Origin of the sequence: Streptomyces syringium, from assembly GCF_017876625.1 — a bacterium.
Lineage (GTDB): Bacteria > Actinomycetota > Actinomycetes > Streptomycetales > Streptomycetaceae > Streptomyces > Streptomyces syringius.
The window spans coordinates 4,272,386-4,290,827 of the sequence record NZ_JAGIOH010000001.1 but is presented as its reverse complement, the minus strand read 5'-3'; the positions used below and the strand labels follow the sequence as shown (position 1 = coordinate 4,290,827).

The following is an 18,442-nucleotide window of genomic DNA, read 5'->3' as shown; positions in this document are numbered from 1 at the left end:
GGTACCGGACGATTCTTTCGTCATGCTACGCGAGACTGCGGGGGCGTCTTCTGGGCGTCGCGAGGCCTGTGGACAAGGTGGCGGACGGCGTCCGCACCCTGTGGATAACTCATGGCCGGTGTCGGGCCCGTGCGTCATGATCGGGGCATGGCTGACGAGAGCGATCACACGGACGGCGCCCGCGACGACGGTGTGCGGGAGATGAGCCGCGGCCGCAGGCTGGCGGCGCTGCGCGGCTCCGAGCGGGTCCTGTCGGACAACCCCTTCGCCCGCACGATCGGCGAGCGGCTGGCCGGGCTGACCGCCGAGGCGCCGGGCGCGTACGACCTGGACGGCTGGCTGGACGTCTACGGCGACGGGATCGTCGCCCATCTGGAGGCGCGGACCGCGGAGCTGCTCGGCATGGAGGCCGCGGCGTTCTTCCCCACCGGGACGATGGCCCAGCAGGTGGCGCTGCGGTGCTGGGCGGGCCGCACGGGCAACGACGCCGTGGCGCTGCACCCGCTGTCGCACTTGGAGAAGCACGAGCGGAAGGCGTACATGGTGCTGGGCGGTCTGCGCCCGGTGCACCCCACGGACGAGCCGCGGACACCGACGGCCGAGGAGATCCGCGAGCTGGACGAGCCCTTCGGGACGCTCGCCCTGGAACTGCCGCTGCGCGAGCCGGGCTTCGTGCTCCCCACGTGGGAAGAGCTGACGGAGGTGGTCGAGGCCGCCCGCGAGCGGGACGCGGTGGTCCACTTCGACGGGGCCCGGCTGTGGGAGTGCGCTCCGCACTTCGGCGTCGGCCTGGCGGACATCGCCGCTCTCGCGGACTCGGTGTACGTGTCGTTCTACAAGTCGCTCGACGGCATCGCCGGGGCGGCCCTGGCGGGGCCCGCGTCGATGATCGAGGAGGCGAAGGCGTGGCGGCACCGGTACGGCGGCCAGGTCTCCCAGCAGTGGCCGACGGTCCTCTCCGCGCTGGCCGGGCTGGACCGCGAGCTGCCGCGGCTGCCGTCGTATGTGGCACACGCGAAAATCGTCGCGAAGGCGCTGGGCGAGGCGTTCGCCGCGGCGGGGGTGCCGTGGTTCCGCATCAATCCGGGGGTGCCGCACACCCATCAGTTCCAGGTGTGGCTGCCGTATCCGCCGGAGGTCCTGGAAGAGGCGGGGGTGCGGCTCGCGGAGGAGACCCGCACCACCCTTTTCAACCGCTGGTTCCCGGGTGAGATACCCGGCCTGTCCGTCACCGAGGTCACCGTCGCCTCATCCGCACTGAGCTGGACGGCCGACGACGTCGGCGCGGCTGCCGGCGCTCTCCTGGACCGCGTCACGGCGGGCGGCTGACGGGGAAGGCGCGGGGGTACGAGCGGGGACGGCTCCGATGGTGCGCGTGGCGGGCCGCAGCCGCGTGGCGGGCCGCAGCAATCGGAGCAGTGCCGCCCAACGGGTGCGGCGGGTCGCGGTGTTCTCGTCGACGACGGCCCGGAACTCCCGCCAGGTGCGGAATTCGCGGACGGCCTGCCAGTCGCCGCGGCCCGGGGCCGGCGGTGCGGGCTCGCCGAGCTGGGCGGCGCGGAAGAGGTCGAGCATGTGCTGCTGGTCGGCGTTCATGAGCATCACCTTTGCGCCGGTCCCCGGCCCCCGCCGCATGGATTGACGAGGACCGTCAATCGACGGCCCGACCTGCGAGAAGAGAGGCACGATGAGCGCATGAGCGTGGACATCGACATCACCGGCCTGCCCACCGAGCGCATTCGGTTCAGCCCGTCTCCGCTGGCGGAGCTGGGCGCGATGCTCCACGCCCTGTCCGAGCCCGGCCACCACCCCGGGCTGCACCCCTGGGCCACCGCCACGGCCTCCTCCCTCAAGCCGGATCTCGCCGACCGGCTGACCGAAGCCGACTTCCTGTGGCGCTCCTCGCGTTCGGACATCCTGCTGCCGGCCGTTCCCCGGGCCACGCTCGCCGAGGAGCTGGACGACCTCGACCGGATGGACGACGAGACGTTCACGTCCGCGGCGTTCGAGATCACCTGCACGACCGGTTACGAGCGGGGCCTGCCCTCCCCGCTGGTCGACGCGGGACAGCGGGCGCGGGTCCGCGAGCTCTCCGCGGCCCGGGGGCCGCGCCAGGCGGAGTTCACCGACCGGATGCTGGAGAACCCACGCGCCCTGCGCGCCTGGCTGCGGCGCCTGCTGGAGGACTGCGAGCAGGCCTTCTTCGGCGACAACTGGCAGCGCGTCCGGGTCCAGCTCGCGGCCGACGCCCGCCACAAGGCGGACCTGCTGCAACGCAAGGGCCTGGCGGAAGCCCTGGCCGCGGTGTCCCCTGCGGTCTCGCTCTCCGTCGGCGAGGACCAGACGCGCATCGTCGTCGACAAGCTGGCGAGCGGCCGGACGACGGCCTACGGGCAGGGGGTGACGTTCCTGCCGACGGCCTTCGGCTGGCCGCACCTGTTCGTCGTGCACCGCTCCGGCTGGCAGCCGGTGATCCAGTACCCCGTGGCCGGCACGGAGCTGCCCCAGCTGACAGCCCCGCAGCTGGTCCAGGAACGCCTGGAGGCCCTCGCCCACCCGGTACGGATGCGCCTGTGCCGCACGCTGGCCCGCGGCCCGCACACCACGGGGGAGCTGGCCGCTGCGTATGGGCTGACACCGCCCGAGGTGTCTCGGCACATAGCGGTATTGAAGAAGGCGGGGCTGCTGACTACGCGGCGGCGGGGGCGGTATGTGTTGCATCAGTTGGACTTGACGCTGGTTGCCCGGCTGGGCAGCGACTTCTTGGAGACGGTTCTCCGCTGATCCGCTGCGCGGAGCTTTGACCTTTGCCGGGTGCGGCGCGGTTTCCGCTGGCGCTTGTGCCGTTGCCGCTGCGCGCAGCGGGACACGGCGGGGAACCCTAAGAGTCAAAGCCCCAGGCAGTGGATCTTGTATCGAAGGGCAGCCCTCCGATAGTCTCGCGGGAGTAGATCGGAGGGTACCCCTCCGATGCTTTCCCTACCGCGCACGCGAACGCGCGAACCCACCCAGGAGCACCAACCATGAGCAACCGCCTCCTCGAAGGCCGCACAGCGCTCGTCACCGGCGCCAGCCGCGGGATCGGCGCCGCGTGCGCCCTCGCGCTCGGCCACAGCGGAGCGTCTGTCGTCGTCAACTACCTCCGCAACGAGCAGGCGGCGTCGGACGTGGTCCAGCTGATCGAGGCCGAGGGCTCGAAGGCCGTCGCCGTGCAGGGCGACGTCTGTGACCCCGAGGGCGCGATCCACGTGGCCGACCAGGCCGCCGCGATGCTCGGCGACATCGACATCCTCGTGTGCAACGCCGCCGGACCCGGCGCCGTGACCCACGGGTCGACCATCGAGTCCGCCGCCCAGATCGAGGAGCGCGTCCGGACACAGTTACGCGCCACCCTCCAGATGTGCCGCCTGGTCGTGCCCGGCATGCGCGAACGCGGCGCGGGCAGCATCGTGTTCATCGGTTCCACCGAGTCCCGCAGCAGCGCGCCCGCGATCCCCGAGATCGCCATCGCCAAGGCCGCGCAGGACGCGCTGATGCGCTCGCTCGCCGCCGAGGTCGGGCCCTACGGCATCCGCGTGAACACCATCGCCCCCGGCCTCGTCCCCACCGACGGCAGCGCCGAGGCGATGCGGCCCGAGCTCGTCGCGGCCATCGAGAGCAACACCGCCCTGCGCCGGCTCGCGCAGCCCGGGGACGTGGGCGACGCGGTCGTGGCGTTCGCCAGCGATCTGACCCGGCACATCACCGGCGCCTATGTGCCGGTGGACGGCGGCCAGGCCTCGCACTGACCCGGCACGCCGGGCGCCCACGGCGCCCATGGCACCCACGGTAGAGTCGATGATCGGAGGAAGTCCCTCCGAAGTTCGACCAGGGGGTGCACGCGCGATGGCCACGGCGCACGGCTCGGAGACGGCACAGCAGAGCGGCCCGCGGTTCCGCGCGGAGGCGCGGCGGCGGATCATCGACGCCGCGAAGCAGGTCTTCCAGGAAAAGGGCCCCGAGGCGCCGCTGGAGATGGTGGCCCGGCGCGGCGGCGTCGGCATCGCCACGCTCTACCGGCGCTTCGCCACCCGTGAGGACCTGCTGCGCGAGGTCTGCCTCGACGTCATGCGCGAGGTGACGCACGAGGTGGCCGAGGCCACGGAGCAGGAACCGGACGCCTGGGGAGCGCTGACCCGGGTCCTGCACCACTGCGTCACCACGCACGCGGCCGGCATGCTGCCCGTCGCCGCGGGCCGGTTCGTGAAGACCGACGAGGTACTGCGCACCAGGACCGAGTACGTGGACGCGCTGAACGGCCTGCTCGACCGCGCCCGCGCCGAGGGCTCGCTGCGGGCGGAGGTCAACCACGTCGACATCCTGCTCGTCCTCTCGCTGATCTCCCGGCCGTTGCCGGGCATCGAGGCCGAGCTGGGGCAGCAGCTCGCCCACCGGTATCTGCGGCTGCTCATCCAGGGGCTCGCGGCCCCGGAGTCGGGCCGGGCGGCGGGCCCCCGGCTCGACCAGCAGGCACTGGACGCCCTGTGGAACGGCGGCGACATCAGTGGCGCGCCGGAGGACGGCGGGCGCGGCTGAAAGGCCCCCGGCACACACCCGGACCCCCGGCACGCGCCCGCACTCCCCGGCCTCGACGCCGGGCACGCGAGCCGTCACGCCTCTCGGGGAGCGGGAGCGCCCTCCACCGGCGCCGTCACCCACCAGCGCGCCAGTTCGTCGACGCTGCGCAGCAGCTCGCGGCCGCGCCGGGTGAGGCCGTAGCGCACCCGCACCGGTGAGCGTTCGGTGTCGACCATGCGGTCGACCAGCCGCGCGCCCTCCAGGCGGCGCAGGACGCGCGTGAGCTGCTTGCGCTCCACGCCCGTGGCGCGTCCCAGCTCCGCGTGCCCCCGGCCCTGCGACCAGAGTTCGACCAGGACCGTCAGGTCCCACTTCCCCGAGATGATGCCGATGACGGCCCGGGCGGACGACACGTCCGGTAAGCCGACATCCCCGGAGGCCGCTTCCGTCCCGCCGCGCCGCGGTCCCTCACCGCGCCACGGCGCCTCCCCCGTGTCCCCCGTGCCGGTCATGGTCGCCCCTCCCGCCTCGACAGGTTGCGTGATCGAGATTGCCTGTTCGTGTCGCATTCTGATCATTCAACACGTCAGGAACGCCCGGTTACCGCTGGCGTCGGTTTTGCCAACTCTTGATGCATCAGTACTGGTCAGAGCCATTTTTCAAGCCAGATAGGCGCAGACTCCCCTTGTTCGGAGGGTTTTCCTCCGATACTGTGAGGGCATGGTTCGGAGGGATGCCCTCCGATCAGTTCAGGACTCGTGAATGAGGAAAAGGTCATGGTGGCGTTAGGCACCGGTGTCGTGCGGCGAGAGGTCTTCTCCTGCGCGCAGCCGGTTCGGTTGGATGTCGAGCTGGGCTCGGGCGGGATCCGCGCCCGGCTGGCCGACGGGCCGGAGCTCGTCGTCGAGGTGCGGCCGGAGCCCGGTGGGTACGGGTACCGGGCATGGCCCGCCGAGCCCGATGGCTCGCCGCGCGGTGACGCCTGGGGCTGGCAGCCCGAATACGACTGGCAGCCGGGCCGGATGCCGCAGGTCCCGCCCGTGCCCGGAGTACCGCCCGTACCCGGAGTGCCGCCCGTGCCGTCGCCGTTCGGTCACGGGTGGGGCGCGGGTCAGGGCCCGCACGGTCCGATACCGCCCGGCCACGGCTATGCGCCCGGCTTCGGCACCGTGCCGCCCGGACACGGCTATGTCCCCGGGCACGGCCTCGTCCCCAGCGCCCCCGGGACGACACCCACCGCCGAAGCGGTGCCCGCCGTCGGAGCGCCCGCGTTCACCGCACCCGGTCTCGACGACATCGAGATCTCCTTCTCCCCCGAAGCCGGGCTGCGCATCGCGCTCCCCCACGGCCACCCGCTGTGGACCACCGCGCTCACCGTCGACATCACCGCCCCCGCGCTCTCCCGGCCGCACCTGCGCACCGGCAGCGGCTTCGTCTCCGTCACGGGCACCGCCGCCACCGCTCACCTGCACACCGGCGCCGGCTCCCTCGATCTGGAGCGGGCCGAGGGCGAGGCCGAGTTGGACACCGGCACCGGCAGCGTCCGCGCCGGACGGCTGGCGGGCCCCGCGCGCCTGCGTACCGGCAGCGGTTCGATCGATGTGGGCACCGTCGAGGGCGAGGTCTCCGCGCACACCGGCACGGGGATGGTCTCGGTCGGCTCCCTGGCCGCGGGAAGCCTCGAAGCCGTCACCACCTCCGGCGAGATCCGCGTCGGCGTACGCGACGGCGTGATCCCCGATGTGGACGCCCACTCCGGGGCCGGCGGGGTGCGCGACGACCTGGCGGCCGGCTCCGCGCCACGGGCGGGCGCGCCGCGCGTTCGGCTGCGGGCCCGCACCGGGTCCGGCCGGGTCTGGATCACCCGCGCCGTCTGACGCCCCACAGGCGCCCCTTCCCGCCCGCCCCTCAGGCCCTTCCCCAGGGCCAGGAGATCAGGAGTCCTCACGTGAACACAGATGCCGGCCGCCTCCTGGCGGGTCGCACCGCGCTGGTGACCGGCGGCAGCCGCGGCATCGGGGCCGCCACGGCCCGGGCCCTCGGCCGCGCCGGTGCCTCGGTGGCCGTCAACTACCTCCGCAACGAACAGGCCGCCCGGGACGTCGTCCGGGACATCGAGCAGGAGAACGCCAAGGCCGTCGCCGTGCAGGGCGACGTCTGCGACCCGGACGCCGCCGCGGAGCTCGTCTGGCAGGCCACCGAGCTGCTCGGCGACATCGACATCCTCGTGTGCAACGCCATCGGCGGCGGACCGGTCTTCCGGGGCACCGCCCTCGACTCCGGCTTCGAGATCCAGTCCCGGGTGGACGGCCAGCTGCGCGCCACCTTGAACGTGTGCCGGCTGGTCGGCGCCGCCATGCGGCAGCGCCGCGGCGGCAGCATCGTCTTCGTCGGCTCCAGCGAATCCCGCAGCGGCGCGCCCGAGGTGGCGGACATCGCCGTGGCCAAGGCCGCACAGGACGCGCTGATGCGGGTTCTCGCCGCCGAACTGGGCCCCGACGGCGTGCGGGTGAACACCGTCGCCCCCGGGCTGGTGCCCACCGACGGCAGCGCGCCGACCCGGCGTCTGCCCGCCGTCGCCGCCATCGAGGCCGTCACCCCGCTGCGCCGGATCGCCCAGGCCGAGGACGTGGCCGACGCCATCGTCGCCCTGTCCAGCGATCTGTGCCGGCACATCACCGGCGCCCATCTGCCCGTGGACGGGGGCCAGATCATGCACTGACCCGAGCACGGGCCGGACCACGAACCGCCCCTGCCGCGCGTGCCGCCCCCGTGCGCCGCGGCAGGGGCTCCTCCCGCACCCCTCATCCGTCACCCCACTCACGAAAGCCGACGAGCACCGCGACCGAGGGGCCGAGCACCGGGCGCGATATCGCCATGCCCATTTCCGGGAAGGAAATCCAAACAACGACCTGAAAACGCTGACGCAGTCTTTATGCAGCCGGACGCAGCCCCACCGGAAGGGGGCAGTCCGTGCCACGTAGGGGCATCATCTCCCCTCTTGCGGCGCCCGTTTGGCATTTGTTTGCATGCTGCACGTGCTCACCGCACCTCACCCCGGTGAGGTGTCATCCGTGCGCTCGTCACAACGGGTTAAGGAGACTGCCTTGGCAACCATCTGCCGTCCGGCGATCGCGGTTCCGGAAAACGTCATCACCATGGACGAGACTCTCGACATGGCACGGCGCGTGTATTCCGGAAGCCCGCATCTGCCGCTCGCGCTACGTCTCATCACCAACACCGGCGTACGCAAACGCCACATCGTCCAGCCGCTCGAACGCACCCTTCAGCACCCCGGGTTCGAGACACGCAACAAAATCTACGAACGCGAGGCCAAACGCCGCGTCCCGCCAGTCGTCCAGCAGGCCCTCGCCAATGCCGAGCTGACCGCCCGCGACGTCGACGCGATCATCTATGTATCGTGCACGGGCTTCATGATGCCCTCGATGACGGCCTGGCTGATCAACTCCATGGGGTTCCGCTCCGACACCCGCCAGATCCCGATCGCCCAGCTCGGCTGCGCGGCCGGCGCCGCCGCCATCAACCGCGCGCACGACTTCTGCGTCGCCCATCCGCAGGCGAACGTCCTCATCGTGGCCTGCGAGTTCTGCTCCCTGTGCTACCAGCCGTCGGACGGCGACGTCGGCTCCCTGCTCTCCGACGGTCTGTTCGGCGACGCCGTGGCGGCGACCGTGGTCCGCGGCGAGGGCGGCACCGGCGTGCGGCTGCAGCGCAACGCCGCCTATCTCATCCCGGACACCGAGGACTGGATCTCCTACGACGTGAAGGACACGGGCTTCCACTTCCGGCTCGACAAGCGCGTGCCCGGCACGATGGAGCCGCTCGCCCCCGTCCTCCGCGAGATCTCCGGGCAGCACGGCTGGGACGTCCAGGGCCTCGACTTCTACATCATCCACGCGGGCGGCCCGCGCATCCTGGACGACCTCTGCAAATACCTCGGCGTCGCTCCCGAGGAATTCAGGTTCAGCCGGAGCACCCTCACCGAATACGGGAACATCGCCAGTGCGGTGGTCCTGGACTCGCTGGCCCGCATGTTCGACGAGAACGAAGTGACGGACGGCGCGCGCGGCATGATCGCCGGCTTCGGCCCGGGCATCACGGCCGAGGTGTCGCTGGGCCAATGGACCGCGAGCGCAGCGGAATTCGAGTTCGAGGAAGCCTTCTCCGAGGTGGTACCGGCCTGAGCGCCGGGCGTTTCCCGAAATTCCGCCGCCGTACCGCCGATATCCGACGGACGACCGCCCACCGGGCACGGTCCGGCCCGCGATATCCACCGGCGTACGGCCGGCGTGCAAGGACACCACCGCACGGAAAGGCCGCCGCATGTCCCGCATCCTCGCCATTTCCGGGTCCCTGCGCCGGGGCTCGTACAACACCCGTCTGCTGGGGGCCCTCCAGCCGCTGGCCCCCGAGGGCATGGAGCTGGAGATCTTCGACGGGCTCGCCGACGTCCCGGTCTACAACGAGGACCTGGACGTCGACCCGGCGCCGCCGGCCGTGACCCGGCTGCGCGAGGCGATCCGGCAGGCCGACGGCATCGTCATCGCCACCCCCGAGTACAACAACACCATCCCCGGCGTGCTCAAGAACGCCATCGACTGGGCCTCCCGCCCGCATGCCCGGGGCCCGCTCCGCGGCAAGGCCGTCTGTGTCCTCGTCGCCACCCTCGGCCGTCTCAACGGCTTCCGCTGCCTCAGCGACACCAACCGGATCCTGAGCGGCATGGGCAATCTGGTCATCTCCGAGCCGGAGGCCGTGGTCTCCTCCGCGCCCAGCACGCTCGTCGTCGAACCCGACGGTTCGGTGCGGCTCACCGACCCGATGGCCGCCGCGCTCATCACCATCCAGCTCGAAGCACTGGCCGACGCCGTCAAGACGGACGCGGCCGGCCAGCTGCGCGACGCGGTGCTGCGCAACCAACCGATGCTGAACCGGGTGCAGTTCTACCCCTTCGTCGTGCGCGCGCTCGGCGAGGGAGCCACCGACGAGGCCATCGTCGAGCGCCTCGCCGGAGCCAATATCGACGCCCGGACCGCGACCGCCTGGATCACCGAGGCACGCGCGGCGTAACGGCCCCGCCGGCGCCCGCACCCCTCACCCGCCACCCCCACCACTTTTCGAAGGGCTCTTTTCCCATGCCGAACACGGCACAGCTCCCCGGCCTGTCCGACCCCGCCGTCCGCACGGTCCTGGACCGGCTGTTCACCGAGGCGTCGGGGGACGACGCCAAGACCCCCCGCGTGGCCGGCACCCTCACCGGCTGGCAGGGCCTGCCCTCGGACGACGAGCTGCGGCAGCTCACCGACCTGGCCGGCGACGCCCTGCTGCCGGTGCCGCCGGAGGTCGGGACGTTCCTCTACCAGCTGGTCCGCGCCACCGGTGCCACCACCGTCGTCGAGTACGGCACCTCCTACGGCATCTCCACCATCCACCTGGCGGCGGCCGTCCGCGACAACGGCGGCGGCAAGGTCTACGGCTCGGAGCTCAGCGAGGCCAAGGCCGCGATCGCCACCGCGAACATCGCCGAGGCCGGGCTGTCGGAGTACGCGGAGGTCCGCGTCGGCGACGCCCGCGAGACCCTGCCCTCCGTCCCCGGCCAAGTCGGTCTGCTCCTCCTCGACGGCTGGACACCGCTGTTCCTCGACGTGCTGCGCCTGCTGGAGCCGAAGCTGACCACCGGCTCGGTCGTCGTCGCCGACGACACGAACCTCTTCCCGGAGAAGCTCGAGGAGTTCTTCGGCCACGTGCGCACCGCCGGGAACGGCTACACCTCCCTGCCGCTGCCCCTCGGCGACGGGCTCGAGATCTCCGTCCGTACGCACTGACGGACGGCAGCCCGCCGGAGAGCTCCGCGGGCCCCCATCCGCGGAGCTCTCCGGCCCCGCGCCGAACCCACCCACACCACCGCCACGGGGCCCCGATGCGTACCGCCGTCACCGGCTCGATCGCCACCGACCACCTGATGACCTTCCCGGGCCGGATCACCGAGCAGCTGCTGCCCGACGCGCTCGCCAGCGTCTCGCTGTCGTTCCTCGTCGACACGCTCGACGTCCGCTACGGCGGGGTCGCCGCCAACATCGCGTACGGGCTGGCCCTGCTGGGCCGTACTCCCGCGCTCGTCGGCGCCGCGGGCGCCGACGACTTCGAGGAGTACGGCGCCCGGCTGCGCGCGGTGGGCGTCGACACCGCTTCCGTGCGGCTGTCCGCCACCCGGCACACCTCCCGCTTCCTGTGCACCACCGACCTGGACGGCAACCAGATCGCCGCCTTCTACGCGGGCGCGATGACCGAGGCCGCCGACATCGAACTGGCCGCGACCGTCCGCAGGCTGGGCGGCCTGGACCTCGTCCTCGTCGGGGCCGACGACCCACGGGCCATGCTGCGGCACACCCGCGCCTGCCGCACGCTGGGCATCCGCCACGCCGCCGACCCCTCCCAGCAGCTCGCCCGCCTCGACGGCCACGAGGTCCGTGAACTGATCGACGGCGCGGCCTATTTGTTCACCAACGCCTACGAACACGCCCTGCTGCTGGAGAAGTCCGGCTGGACCCACGACCAGGTCCTCGGCCGCGTCGGCACCTGGATCACCACCCTCGGCGAGCAGGGCAGCCGCGTCGAGCGCCACGGCGAGGCGGCGGTCGCGGTCGCGGCCGTGCCGGCCGCGCGCGTCGCCGACCCGACCGGGGCGGGCGACGCCTACCGCGCCGGCTTCCTCGCGGCCCTGACCACCGGCGGCGCCCCCGTACGGGCCGCGCGGGCCGGATCCGCGCTGGCGTCCCTCGCCCTGACCGAGGTGGGGACGCAGACGTACGCGTTCGACCCGGCCCGCTGCGCGGAGGCCCTCACCGCCGCCTACGGGCCGCTGACCGCCGCGTCCGTGCTCACCGCCCTGACCGGCCGCTGACCGCGGGGCACGCGCGCCGCACCCCCGACAGACCAGGAGAGACACCCGATGAACACCGCGTACGACATCCACAACGTCCACGAAACGGACCTGTCCGTCGCGGCCCACAAGGCACGGGACATCGCCGCGGCCCACGCCGAGGCCGCCGACACCGAGCGCGAGCTGCGGCCGGAGGTACTGCGCGCCCTCGTCACGGCCGGCTTCCCCCGGCACTTCGTGCCGCGCCGGTGGGGCGGCGGCGGGGGCGGGTTCCTGGAGATCACCGACGCGATCATGACGGTGGGAGAGGGCTGCGCCTCCGCCGGCTGGTGCGCCTCGATCCTCGCCTACGGGAGCCGGGTCGCCGCCTTCCTGCCCGAGGAGGGGCAGCGCGATCTGTGGTCGGACGGCCCGGACACCGTCATCGCGTCGTCCATGCTGCCGGTCGGCCGCCCCGAGGCCGTGCCCGGCGGCTGGCGGCTGTCCGGGCGCTGGCCGTACACCAGCGCGACCGGTCACGCCGAGTGGGCCCTGGTGGCGGGCCCGGCCGCATCCCCGGAGCCGGACGGCACCGCCGAGAACCTGTTCTTCGCGCTGCCGCGCGAGGCGTTCACCGTGGAGACCACGTGGGACACGCTCGGCATGCGCGGTACCGGCAGCCACACGCTCGTCGCGGACGACGTCTTCGTGCCCGACCACCGCACCTTCCCCATGAGCGACGTCAGCACCACGTCCCTGGAGGGCCGCCCCGTCGTCCCGCTGCGCTCCATCGCGGGAATGACGTTCGCACCGCCCGTCCTCGGGGCCGCGCAGGGCGCGATGGAGCTCGCCGGCCGGCAACTCCTCGGCGAGGACGACACGGTGACGCCCGACCGGCTCGCCCTGGTGCGGGCCGCGGGTGACGTGGAGCTGGCCCGGCTGCTGGTGGAGCGCGTCGCCCGGGACGCCGACGGCACGGCGGCCGTCCCGCGCCCCGACTGGCCGTCCTGGTCCCCGTGGGACTGCGCCCGGGCGGCGGAACTCGCGACCGAGGCCGTGGACCGCCTCATGTCCGCCGCCGGCACCCGCGGCTTCTCACAGAGCCACCCGCTCCAGCGCGCCTGGCGGGACGTCCATACCGCCGCCAGCCACGTACGCCTGCGGCCCGAACCGGCGGCGGCGGCCTGGCTCGCCGGCAGGCGGGCCGGCGGCGGCGGGCTCTGAAGACCGCGGGCCGTCTCGAGCGGGCTTGATGTGGCCGAGCTCAGCCACATCAAGCCCGTCCGGCGATTGAGGACACCGCCGCGCAGCGGAGGTGCGCCCGACACCGCCCCGGCGTCGCTACTGCGCGCCCCCACCAGCCCGTACGAGCCCGCTCTCATACGCCAGCACCACCACCTGCACCCGGTCCCGCAGCCCCAGCTTCGTGAGGATGCGCCCCACATGCGTCTTCACCGTGGCCTCGGAGAGGACCAGCCGCGCCGCGATCTCGCCGTTGGACAGCCCCTGGGCCACCAGCAGCATCACCTCGCGCTCGCGGCCCGTCAGACGGTCCAGCTCGGCGCTCGACGGCTCGCCCACCGCGCTCGGCAGCATCGGCGTGAAGCGGTCCAGCAGCCGTCGCGTGGTGCTGGGCGCGACGACCGCGTCCCCGCTGTGCACCGCGCGGATCGCGCCCAGCAGTTCGGCCGGCGGCACGTCCTTGAGCATGAAGCCGCTGGCGCCGACCTTGAGCGCGGAGAAGGCGTACTCGTCGAGGTCGAAGGTCGTCAGGATCAGCACCTTCGGCGCCCCCTCCTGCCCGCAGATGCGGCGGGTCGCCTCCACCCCGTCCATGCGCGGCATGCGCACGTCCATCAGCACCACGTCGACATCGGTCCCGCGCAGCACCTCCAGGGCCTCGGCGCCGTCCCCGGCCTCGGCGACGACGTCCATGTCCGGCTGGGCTGCCAGCACCATGCGGAATCCGGTGCGCAGCAGCACCTGATCGTCGACGAGCATCACGCGGATCGACATGCGGGGGTCCCTTTCCTCGGCGCGCGTACGAGCGGCACGCGCGTCCTTCCATACTCCGTGAACGCCACGGCCGCTGATCAGCGGCCCGCCCTGATCGGCAGCAGCACACTGATCCGGAAGCCGCCGCCCGCCCGCGGGCCCGCGTCCAGCGTGCCCCCGACCATGCCGACGCGCTCGCGCATGCCGATCATCCCGTGCCCCATGCCGTCCGCGCCGCCCTCCTCGTACAGCTCGTGCTGCGCGCCGCGGCCGTCGTCCTCGACGAGCAGGCCCAGCCCGTCGTCGAAGTACGTGAGCCGCACGCTCGCGGCCGCGTCGGGGCCGCCGTGCTTACGGGTGTTGGTGAGCGCTTCCTGCACGATGCGGTACGCGGTGAGCTCCACGCCGCTGGGCAGCGGCCGGGGGGAGCCCTCGATCCGGAAGTCCACCGGCAGGCCCGCGCTGCGCACCTGCTCGACGAGGTCGCCGATCTGCTCCACGTCCGGCTGCGGGACGTACTCGCCGCCCTCGCCGCCCTCGTCGGTGCGCAGCACGCCCAGCAGCCGGCGCATCTCCGCCAGGGCCTGGCGGCCGGTGCCGGAGATCGTCTCCAGCGCCTGCTTGGCCTGCTCCGGCGAGGCGTCCAGGACGTAGGCGGCGCCGTCCGCCTGGACGACCATCACCGAGACGTTGTGCGCCACGACGTCGTGCAGTTCGCGCGCGATCCGCGCCCGCTCGGCGACCACGGCCATCCGCGACTGCTGCTCGCGTTCCTTCTCCAGGCGCGCGGCGCGCTCCTCGAGCTGGGCCCAGTAGGCGCGGCGGGTGCGGATCGAGTCGCCCAGCACCCAGGCGAGAACGAAGGGGACGGTGAGGAACACCGTCTGGATGACCTCGCTCGACAGGCTCCCCTCGTAGGTGCTCCAGCGGATCGTGGCGAGCGCGGGGGCGACGAGGGCGCCGACGAGGGCGTACCGGGAAGCCCAGCGGGTGTTGCCGGACGCGACCGTGTAGATGATCACGAGCATGGCGAAGTCGGCCGGGTGCTGGGAGACGTCCAGGGCGAGCTGGGCCACCCCGGCGGCCGTGGCCAGGAGGAGCATCTTCTCCGGCGCGCGGCGGCGCAGCGCGATCACGAGGCACAGCGCGGCATAGATGAGGATCTCCGCGATCACGGGGCCCCGGCCCGGCCCGTCCGACGAGGACGAGAGCACGATCAGGCCGAGCAGCAGGACGGCCCAGAAGCTGTCCACACCCGTCGGGTGCCTGCGGAGGAAGTCGTAGAGGCGCTGCACGTCACCCAGCGTAGGCACCAGGAGTACGTGCCGGGGTCAACCGGACGATCGATCCCTGTACGCCCCGCCTACTCCGCAAGGTGGAGGCGAGGTGACCGCCGGGGACGCATAGCGTGTGCGTATGGCACAGGGAACGAGAACCTGGCGGACGGCGGCGGAGACCGCCCTGTACGGGCCCGGCGGCTTCTACCGGCGCCCCGAGGGCCCCGCCGGGCACTTCCGTACCTCCGTCCACGCCTCCCCGCTCTACGCGGGGGCCGTCGCCCGGCTGCTGGGCCGGGTCGACGCGGCGCTCGGGCGTCCGGCGGAGCTGGCGCTGACCGATGTCGGGGCCGGGCGCGGCGAGCTGCTCACCGGGGTGCTGGCGCAGGTGCCGCCGGAACTCGCGGCGCGGCTGCGCCCGTACGCCGTCGAACGGGCGGCACGACCGCCGGGACTCGACGAGCGGATCACCTGGCTGGGTGACCTCCCGGAGGACGTGGAGGGCCTGCTGTTCGCCAACGAGTGGCTGGACAACGTGCCGCTCGACATCGCCGAGGCGGACGCCGAGGGCACACCGCGCCAGGTGCTCGTGCAGCCGGACGGCGAGGAGCTGCTCGGCGACCCCGTCCAGGGCGAGGACGCCGCCTGGCTCGCCCGCTGGTGGCCGCTGGAGGGCGCGCCCCCCGGCTCCCGCGCGGAGATCGGCCACCCGCGCGACGCCGCCTGGGCGCGCGCGGTCGGCAGCCTGCGGGCCGGGCTGGCGGTGGCGGTGGACTACACGCACGGCCGGGACCACCGGCCGCCCTTCGGCACGCTCGCGGGCTTCCGCGAGGGCCGCGAGGTGCGGCCGGTGCCGGACGGCTCCTGCGACATCACCGCGCACGTCGCGCTGGACGCCTGCGCGGGCGAGGGCGGCTCGCTGCTGACCCAGCGCCAGGCCCTGACGGCGCTCGGCGTCGACGGCCGCAGGCCGCCGCTGGCGCTCGCCTCCACCGACCCGGCGGCGTACGTCCGGGCGCTGGGCGCGGCGGGCGAGGCGGCGGAGCTGCTGGCCCCGGCGGGGCTGGGCGCCTTCGGCTGGCTGCTGCACCCGGTGGGCGGGGCCTGCGCGGGGCTGCCGGCGGAGCTGGCGGCGGGGTGAGCGGCGGCGTCCGCGGCGAGGGGTGCGGCGGGGCGTGCGGCCGGCCTCTTCGGGCGCCCCGGACCGCCTCACGCGCGCGTGACTGACAAACTACTCCCCATGGCCCCAACCTCTGAGACCACAGTCGGCATCGGCGGCGCGGCGGAAAGCACCGACATGGTGCTCAACATCGGCCCGCAGCACCCGTCCACGCACGGCGTGCTGCGGCTGCGGCTCGTCCTCGACGGGGAGCGGATCCAGCACGCCGAACCGGTCATCGGCTATATGCACCGGGGCGCGGAGAAACTGTTCGAGGCGCGCGACTACCGGCAGATCATCATGCTGGCCAACCGCCACGACTGGCTGTCGGCCTTCTCCAACGAGCTCGGGGTCGTCCTCGCCGTCGAGCGGATGCTCGGCATGGAGGTGCCCGAGCGGGCGGTGTGGACGCGCACGCTGCTCGCCGAGCTGAACCGGGTCCTCAACCATCTGATGTTCCTCGGCTCCTACCCCCTGGAGCTGGGCGGCATCACGCCCGTCTTCCACGCCTTCCGCGAGCGCGAGGAGCTCCAGACGGTGATGGAGGAGGTCTCGGGCGGCCGGATGCACTACATGTTCAACCGCGTCGGCGGCCTGAAGGAGGACCTGCCCGCGGGCTGGCTCGGCCGGGCCCGGCACGCGGTCGCCGAGGTCCGCTCGCGGATGGACGTCTACGACCGGCTGGTGCTCGGCAACGAGATCTTCCGGGCCCGTACCCGCGGTGTCGGCGTCCTGTCGCGCGAGGCCGTGCACGCGTACGGGGTCAGCGGGCCCATCGCCCGCGCCTCCGGCGTCGACTTCGATCTGCGGCGCGACGAGCCGTACCTCGCCTACGGGGAGCTCCAGGACACGCTGAAGGTCGTCACGCGCCAGGACGGCGACTGCCTGGCCCGCTTCGAGTGCCTGCTGGAGCAGACCCACAACTCGCTGGACCTGGCGGACGCCTGCCTGGACCGGATGGAGGGGCTGCCGCCGGGTCCGATCAACCAGCGGCTGCCCAAGGTGCTCAAGGCACCGGAGGGCTCGACCTACGCGTGGACCGAGAACCCGCTCGGGCTCAACGGCTACTACCTGGTGTCCAAGGGCGAGAAGACGCCGTACCGGCTCAAGCTGCGCTCGGCCTCGTTCAACAACATCCAGGCGCTGGTGGAGCTGCTGCCGGGCACGCTGGTCGCCGACATGGTCGCGATCCTGGGCTCGCTGTTCTTCGTGGTGGGAGACATCGATAAATAGCGCCGAGCAGCAGCAAGAAGGGCGGGGCCCCTGACATGCCGTTCGGCATGTCAGGGGCCCCGCCCTTCTTGTCCGTCGCTCGCGCCGCCGCTAGATCGCGCTGCGCAGTCCGGCGACGTCGATCTGCTCGGTCTCGTCGTGCGCGGTCAGGTCGATGACCGAACCGTCGGCCGCGGTCCGCGGCTCGTCGTCCTCGGCCCCGTCCTCGGCGTCGTCGGTGTCCTCGATGTCGGTGTCGGTGTCGTCGATGTCGGTGTCGAGATCCGGCACGGCCGCCGCCTCGGCCGTCTGGGCGCGTTCCCGCTCGGCGAGGGCCTCCTCGCCGACGACGTCCGCGAGGTCCTCCTCCTCGACAGGGCGCGCGGGCAGGGCCGGCGTCCCCTGGGTGCCGAAGAAGTCGAAGCCGCCCTGCGCCCGGGACGCGGTGCGCGCGGGCGCCTGGGGCAGCACGGCCGCCGCGGCGGGCACCGTGCGCTGGTCGCGCACGACACCACCCGTGCCGGGCCTGGGGGCGGGCATGAGGCCGGGCGTGCCGGGCCCGGGCTTCCCCGGGCCGCCGGGCTTCCGCGGGGGCTGGGGGGCCTTGACCGCCTCGGGGTCCGCGGCGTTCGCCGGCCTTTCGGCCTTCTCCAGGGCCTTGGGCGCGGGGACCGCGGCCGCGGGCACGTCCGGGGTCTCGGCGGCGGCCCGCTGCGCGGCGCCGTTGCGCTCCAGGTTGCGCAGCGCGTCGGCGGCCTTGACGTAGGCGGCGGCAGCGTTCTGCCGGGCCGACGCCGCGGCCTCCAGCTCCTTGGCGGCCGGTGCGGCGGAGTTCTTGGTGAGCAGCCGCTGGCGCTCCAGGACTCCGGCCCGCTCGGTCTCGGCGGTGGCGTACCGGCGCAGCAGGTCCGCGTGCTCGGTGCGCAGTCGTGCCAGCTCGGAGCGCTTGGCGCGGAGCTTGGTCTCCAGCCTGGTGCGCAGGAGGCGCGACTCCTCGAGATCCGTCTCCAGCTCGGCTATGCGCTCCTCGGTCTTCCACTCGTCGCGCACCCGGGCCGCGGTGAGCTGGGCGACGCGCTTGCCGGCGGAACGGTCCCAGCGGCGCATCAGTACGGCGCCGACCACAGAGGCGGCGGCCGCGGCCGCCGCGAGACTGCGGATGAGGACCGTTTCTCCGACCACCCAGGCACCGGCGGCGCAGGCGACCGATGTCGCGGCGACCGTCGATGAGGGAAGGAGCCTGTGCAGGGGCGGCGAATGGCGGTGGCGTCCTCGTGGCATGGCCTGAAACTTACCGTGCGACGCCCGAAGAGTGTGACCCCACCACCAAACTCTTCCCTTGATCTTACTTCGCCCCTA

The 18,442-nt window shown here is 73.0% G+C and carries 18 protein-coding genes; 13 read left to right on the top strand and 5 right to left on the bottom strand.

The genetic code is table 11. The annotated features are described in order from the left end of the window. Positions 1 to 147 precede the first annotated feature (147 nt). A complete protein-coding gene (locus tag JO379_RS19130; protein WP_130878280.1) occupies positions 148 to 1,329 on the top strand; it encodes a threonine aldolase family protein in 1,182 nt (393 codons plus the stop codon). On the opposite strand, the gene JO379_RS19125 is transcribed toward JO379_RS19130, so the two are convergent. Next, positions 1,249 to 1,596: a hypothetical protein gene (locus JO379_RS19125; RefSeq protein ID WP_207303920.1), complete on the bottom strand. Its 348-nt coding sequence runs from the start codon at positions 1,594 to 1,596 to the stop codon at positions 1,249 to 1,251. The two genes, JO379_RS19130 and JO379_RS19125, sit on opposite strands and share 81 nt — an antisense overlap. A 99-nt stretch (positions 1,597 to 1,695) precedes the next feature. Between JO379_RS19125 and JO379_RS19120 the strand changes: the two genes are divergently transcribed. The 3 genes from JO379_RS19120 (at position 1,696) to JO379_RS19110 (ending at position 4,575) form a co-directional block, all read left to right on the top strand. Further along, positions 1,696 to 2,784, top strand: coding sequence for a DUF5937 family protein (locus tag JO379_RS19120; RefSeq protein ID WP_130878281.1), 1,089 nt, complete (start codon positions 1,696 to 1,698; stop codon positions 2,782 to 2,784). A gap of 239 nt (positions 2,785 to 3,023) precedes the next feature. Continuing rightward, positions 3,024 to 3,788: an SDR family NAD(P)-dependent oxidoreductase gene (locus JO379_RS19115; protein ID WP_130878282.1), complete on the top strand. Its 765-nt coding sequence runs from the start codon at positions 3,024 to 3,026 to the stop codon at positions 3,786 to 3,788. 97 nt (positions 3,789 to 3,885) lie between these two features. After that, a complete protein-coding gene (locus JO379_RS19110) occupies positions 3,886 to 4,575 on the top strand; it encodes a TetR/AcrR family transcriptional regulator (RefSeq protein ID WP_165451547.1) in 690 nt (229 codons plus the stop codon). Positions 4,576 to 4,649: 74 nt separating this feature from the next. Here JO379_RS19110 and JO379_RS19105 read toward each other — a convergent pair whose 3' ends face one another. Further along, positions 4,650 to 5,069, bottom strand: a complete 420-nt coding sequence (locus JO379_RS19105) for a winged helix-turn-helix transcriptional regulator (protein ID WP_209516021.1) — start codon at positions 5,067 to 5,069, stop codon at positions 4,650 to 4,652. 264 nt (positions 5,070 to 5,333) lie between these two features. Here JO379_RS19105 and JO379_RS19100 point away from each other — a divergent pair, with 264 nt between their 5' ends. From JO379_RS19100 to JO379_RS19070, 7 genes are all read left to right on the top strand, one after another. Continuing rightward, entirely contained in the window at positions 5,334 to 6,434 is a 1,101-nt protein-coding gene (locus tag JO379_RS19100; protein ID WP_209516020.1) for a DUF4097 family beta strand repeat-containing protein, read from the top strand. Between the two features lie 71 nt (positions 6,435 to 6,505). After that, positions 6,506 to 7,279, top strand: coding sequence for an SDR family NAD(P)-dependent oxidoreductase (locus JO379_RS19095; protein WP_209516017.1), 774 nt, complete (start codon positions 6,506 to 6,508; stop codon positions 7,277 to 7,279). A gap of 307 nt (positions 7,280 to 7,586) precedes the next feature. After that, entirely contained in the window at positions 7,587 to 8,762 is a 1,176-nt protein-coding gene (locus tag JO379_RS19090; RefSeq protein WP_130878286.1) for a type III polyketide synthase, read from the top strand. A 139-nt stretch (positions 8,763 to 8,901) separates the two neighbouring features. Next, on the top strand, positions 8,902 to 9,648 hold the full coding sequence (locus tag JO379_RS19085) for an NADPH-dependent FMN reductase (RefSeq protein WP_130878287.1): 747 nt from the start codon (positions 8,902 to 8,904) through the stop codon (positions 9,646 to 9,648). Positions 9,649 to 9,713: 65 nt separating this feature from the next. Then, positions 9,714 to 10,403 (top strand): O-methyltransferase, encoded by a 690-nt coding sequence (locus tag JO379_RS19080; protein WP_209516015.1) that lies wholly within the window; start codon positions 9,714 to 9,716, stop codon positions 10,401 to 10,403. Between the two features lie 95 nt (positions 10,404 to 10,498). After that, positions 10,499 to 11,482, top strand: coding sequence for a carbohydrate kinase family protein (locus JO379_RS19075; RefSeq protein WP_209516012.1), 984 nt, complete (start codon positions 10,499 to 10,501; stop codon positions 11,480 to 11,482). Positions 11,483 to 11,530: 48 nt separating this feature from the next. Beyond that, on the top strand, positions 11,531 to 12,664 hold the full coding sequence (locus JO379_RS19070; protein WP_130878290.1) for an acyl-CoA dehydrogenase family protein: 1,134 nt from the start codon (positions 11,531 to 11,533) through the stop codon (positions 12,662 to 12,664). A gap of 117 nt (positions 12,665 to 12,781) precedes the next feature. Here JO379_RS19070 and JO379_RS19065 read toward each other — a convergent pair whose 3' ends face one another. Continuing rightward, the gene (locus tag JO379_RS19065) at positions 12,782 to 13,456 is read right to left on the bottom strand and encodes a response regulator (protein WP_130878291.1); all 675 of its coding nucleotides are present in this window, start codon (positions 13,454 to 13,456) and stop codon (positions 12,782 to 12,784) included. 77 nt (positions 13,457 to 13,533) lie between these two features. Continuing rightward, positions 13,534 to 14,730, bottom strand: a complete 1,197-nt coding sequence (locus JO379_RS19060) for a sensor histidine kinase (RefSeq protein ID WP_130878292.1) — start codon at positions 14,728 to 14,730, stop codon at positions 13,534 to 13,536. 121 nt (positions 14,731 to 14,851) lie between these two features. Between JO379_RS19060 and JO379_RS19055 the strand changes: the two genes are divergently transcribed. Both JO379_RS19055 and JO379_RS19050 read left to right on the top strand, forming a co-directional pair. After that, a complete protein-coding gene (locus JO379_RS19055) occupies positions 14,852 to 15,853 on the top strand; it encodes an SAM-dependent methyltransferase (protein ID WP_130878293.1) in 1,002 nt (333 codons plus the stop codon). Positions 15,854 to 15,952: 99 nt separating this feature from the next. Then, entirely contained in the window at positions 15,953 to 17,104 is a 1,152-nt protein-coding gene (locus JO379_RS19050; protein WP_130878294.1) for an NADH-quinone oxidoreductase subunit D, read from the top strand. Between the two features lie 90 nt (positions 17,105 to 17,194). On the opposite strand, the gene JO379_RS19045 is transcribed toward JO379_RS19050, so the two are convergent. Then, positions 17,195 to 18,364 (bottom strand): hypothetical protein, encoded by a 1,170-nt coding sequence (locus tag JO379_RS19045; protein ID WP_130878295.1) that lies wholly within the window; start codon positions 18,362 to 18,364, stop codon positions 17,195 to 17,197. Positions 18,365 to 18,442 lie beyond the last annotated feature (78 nt).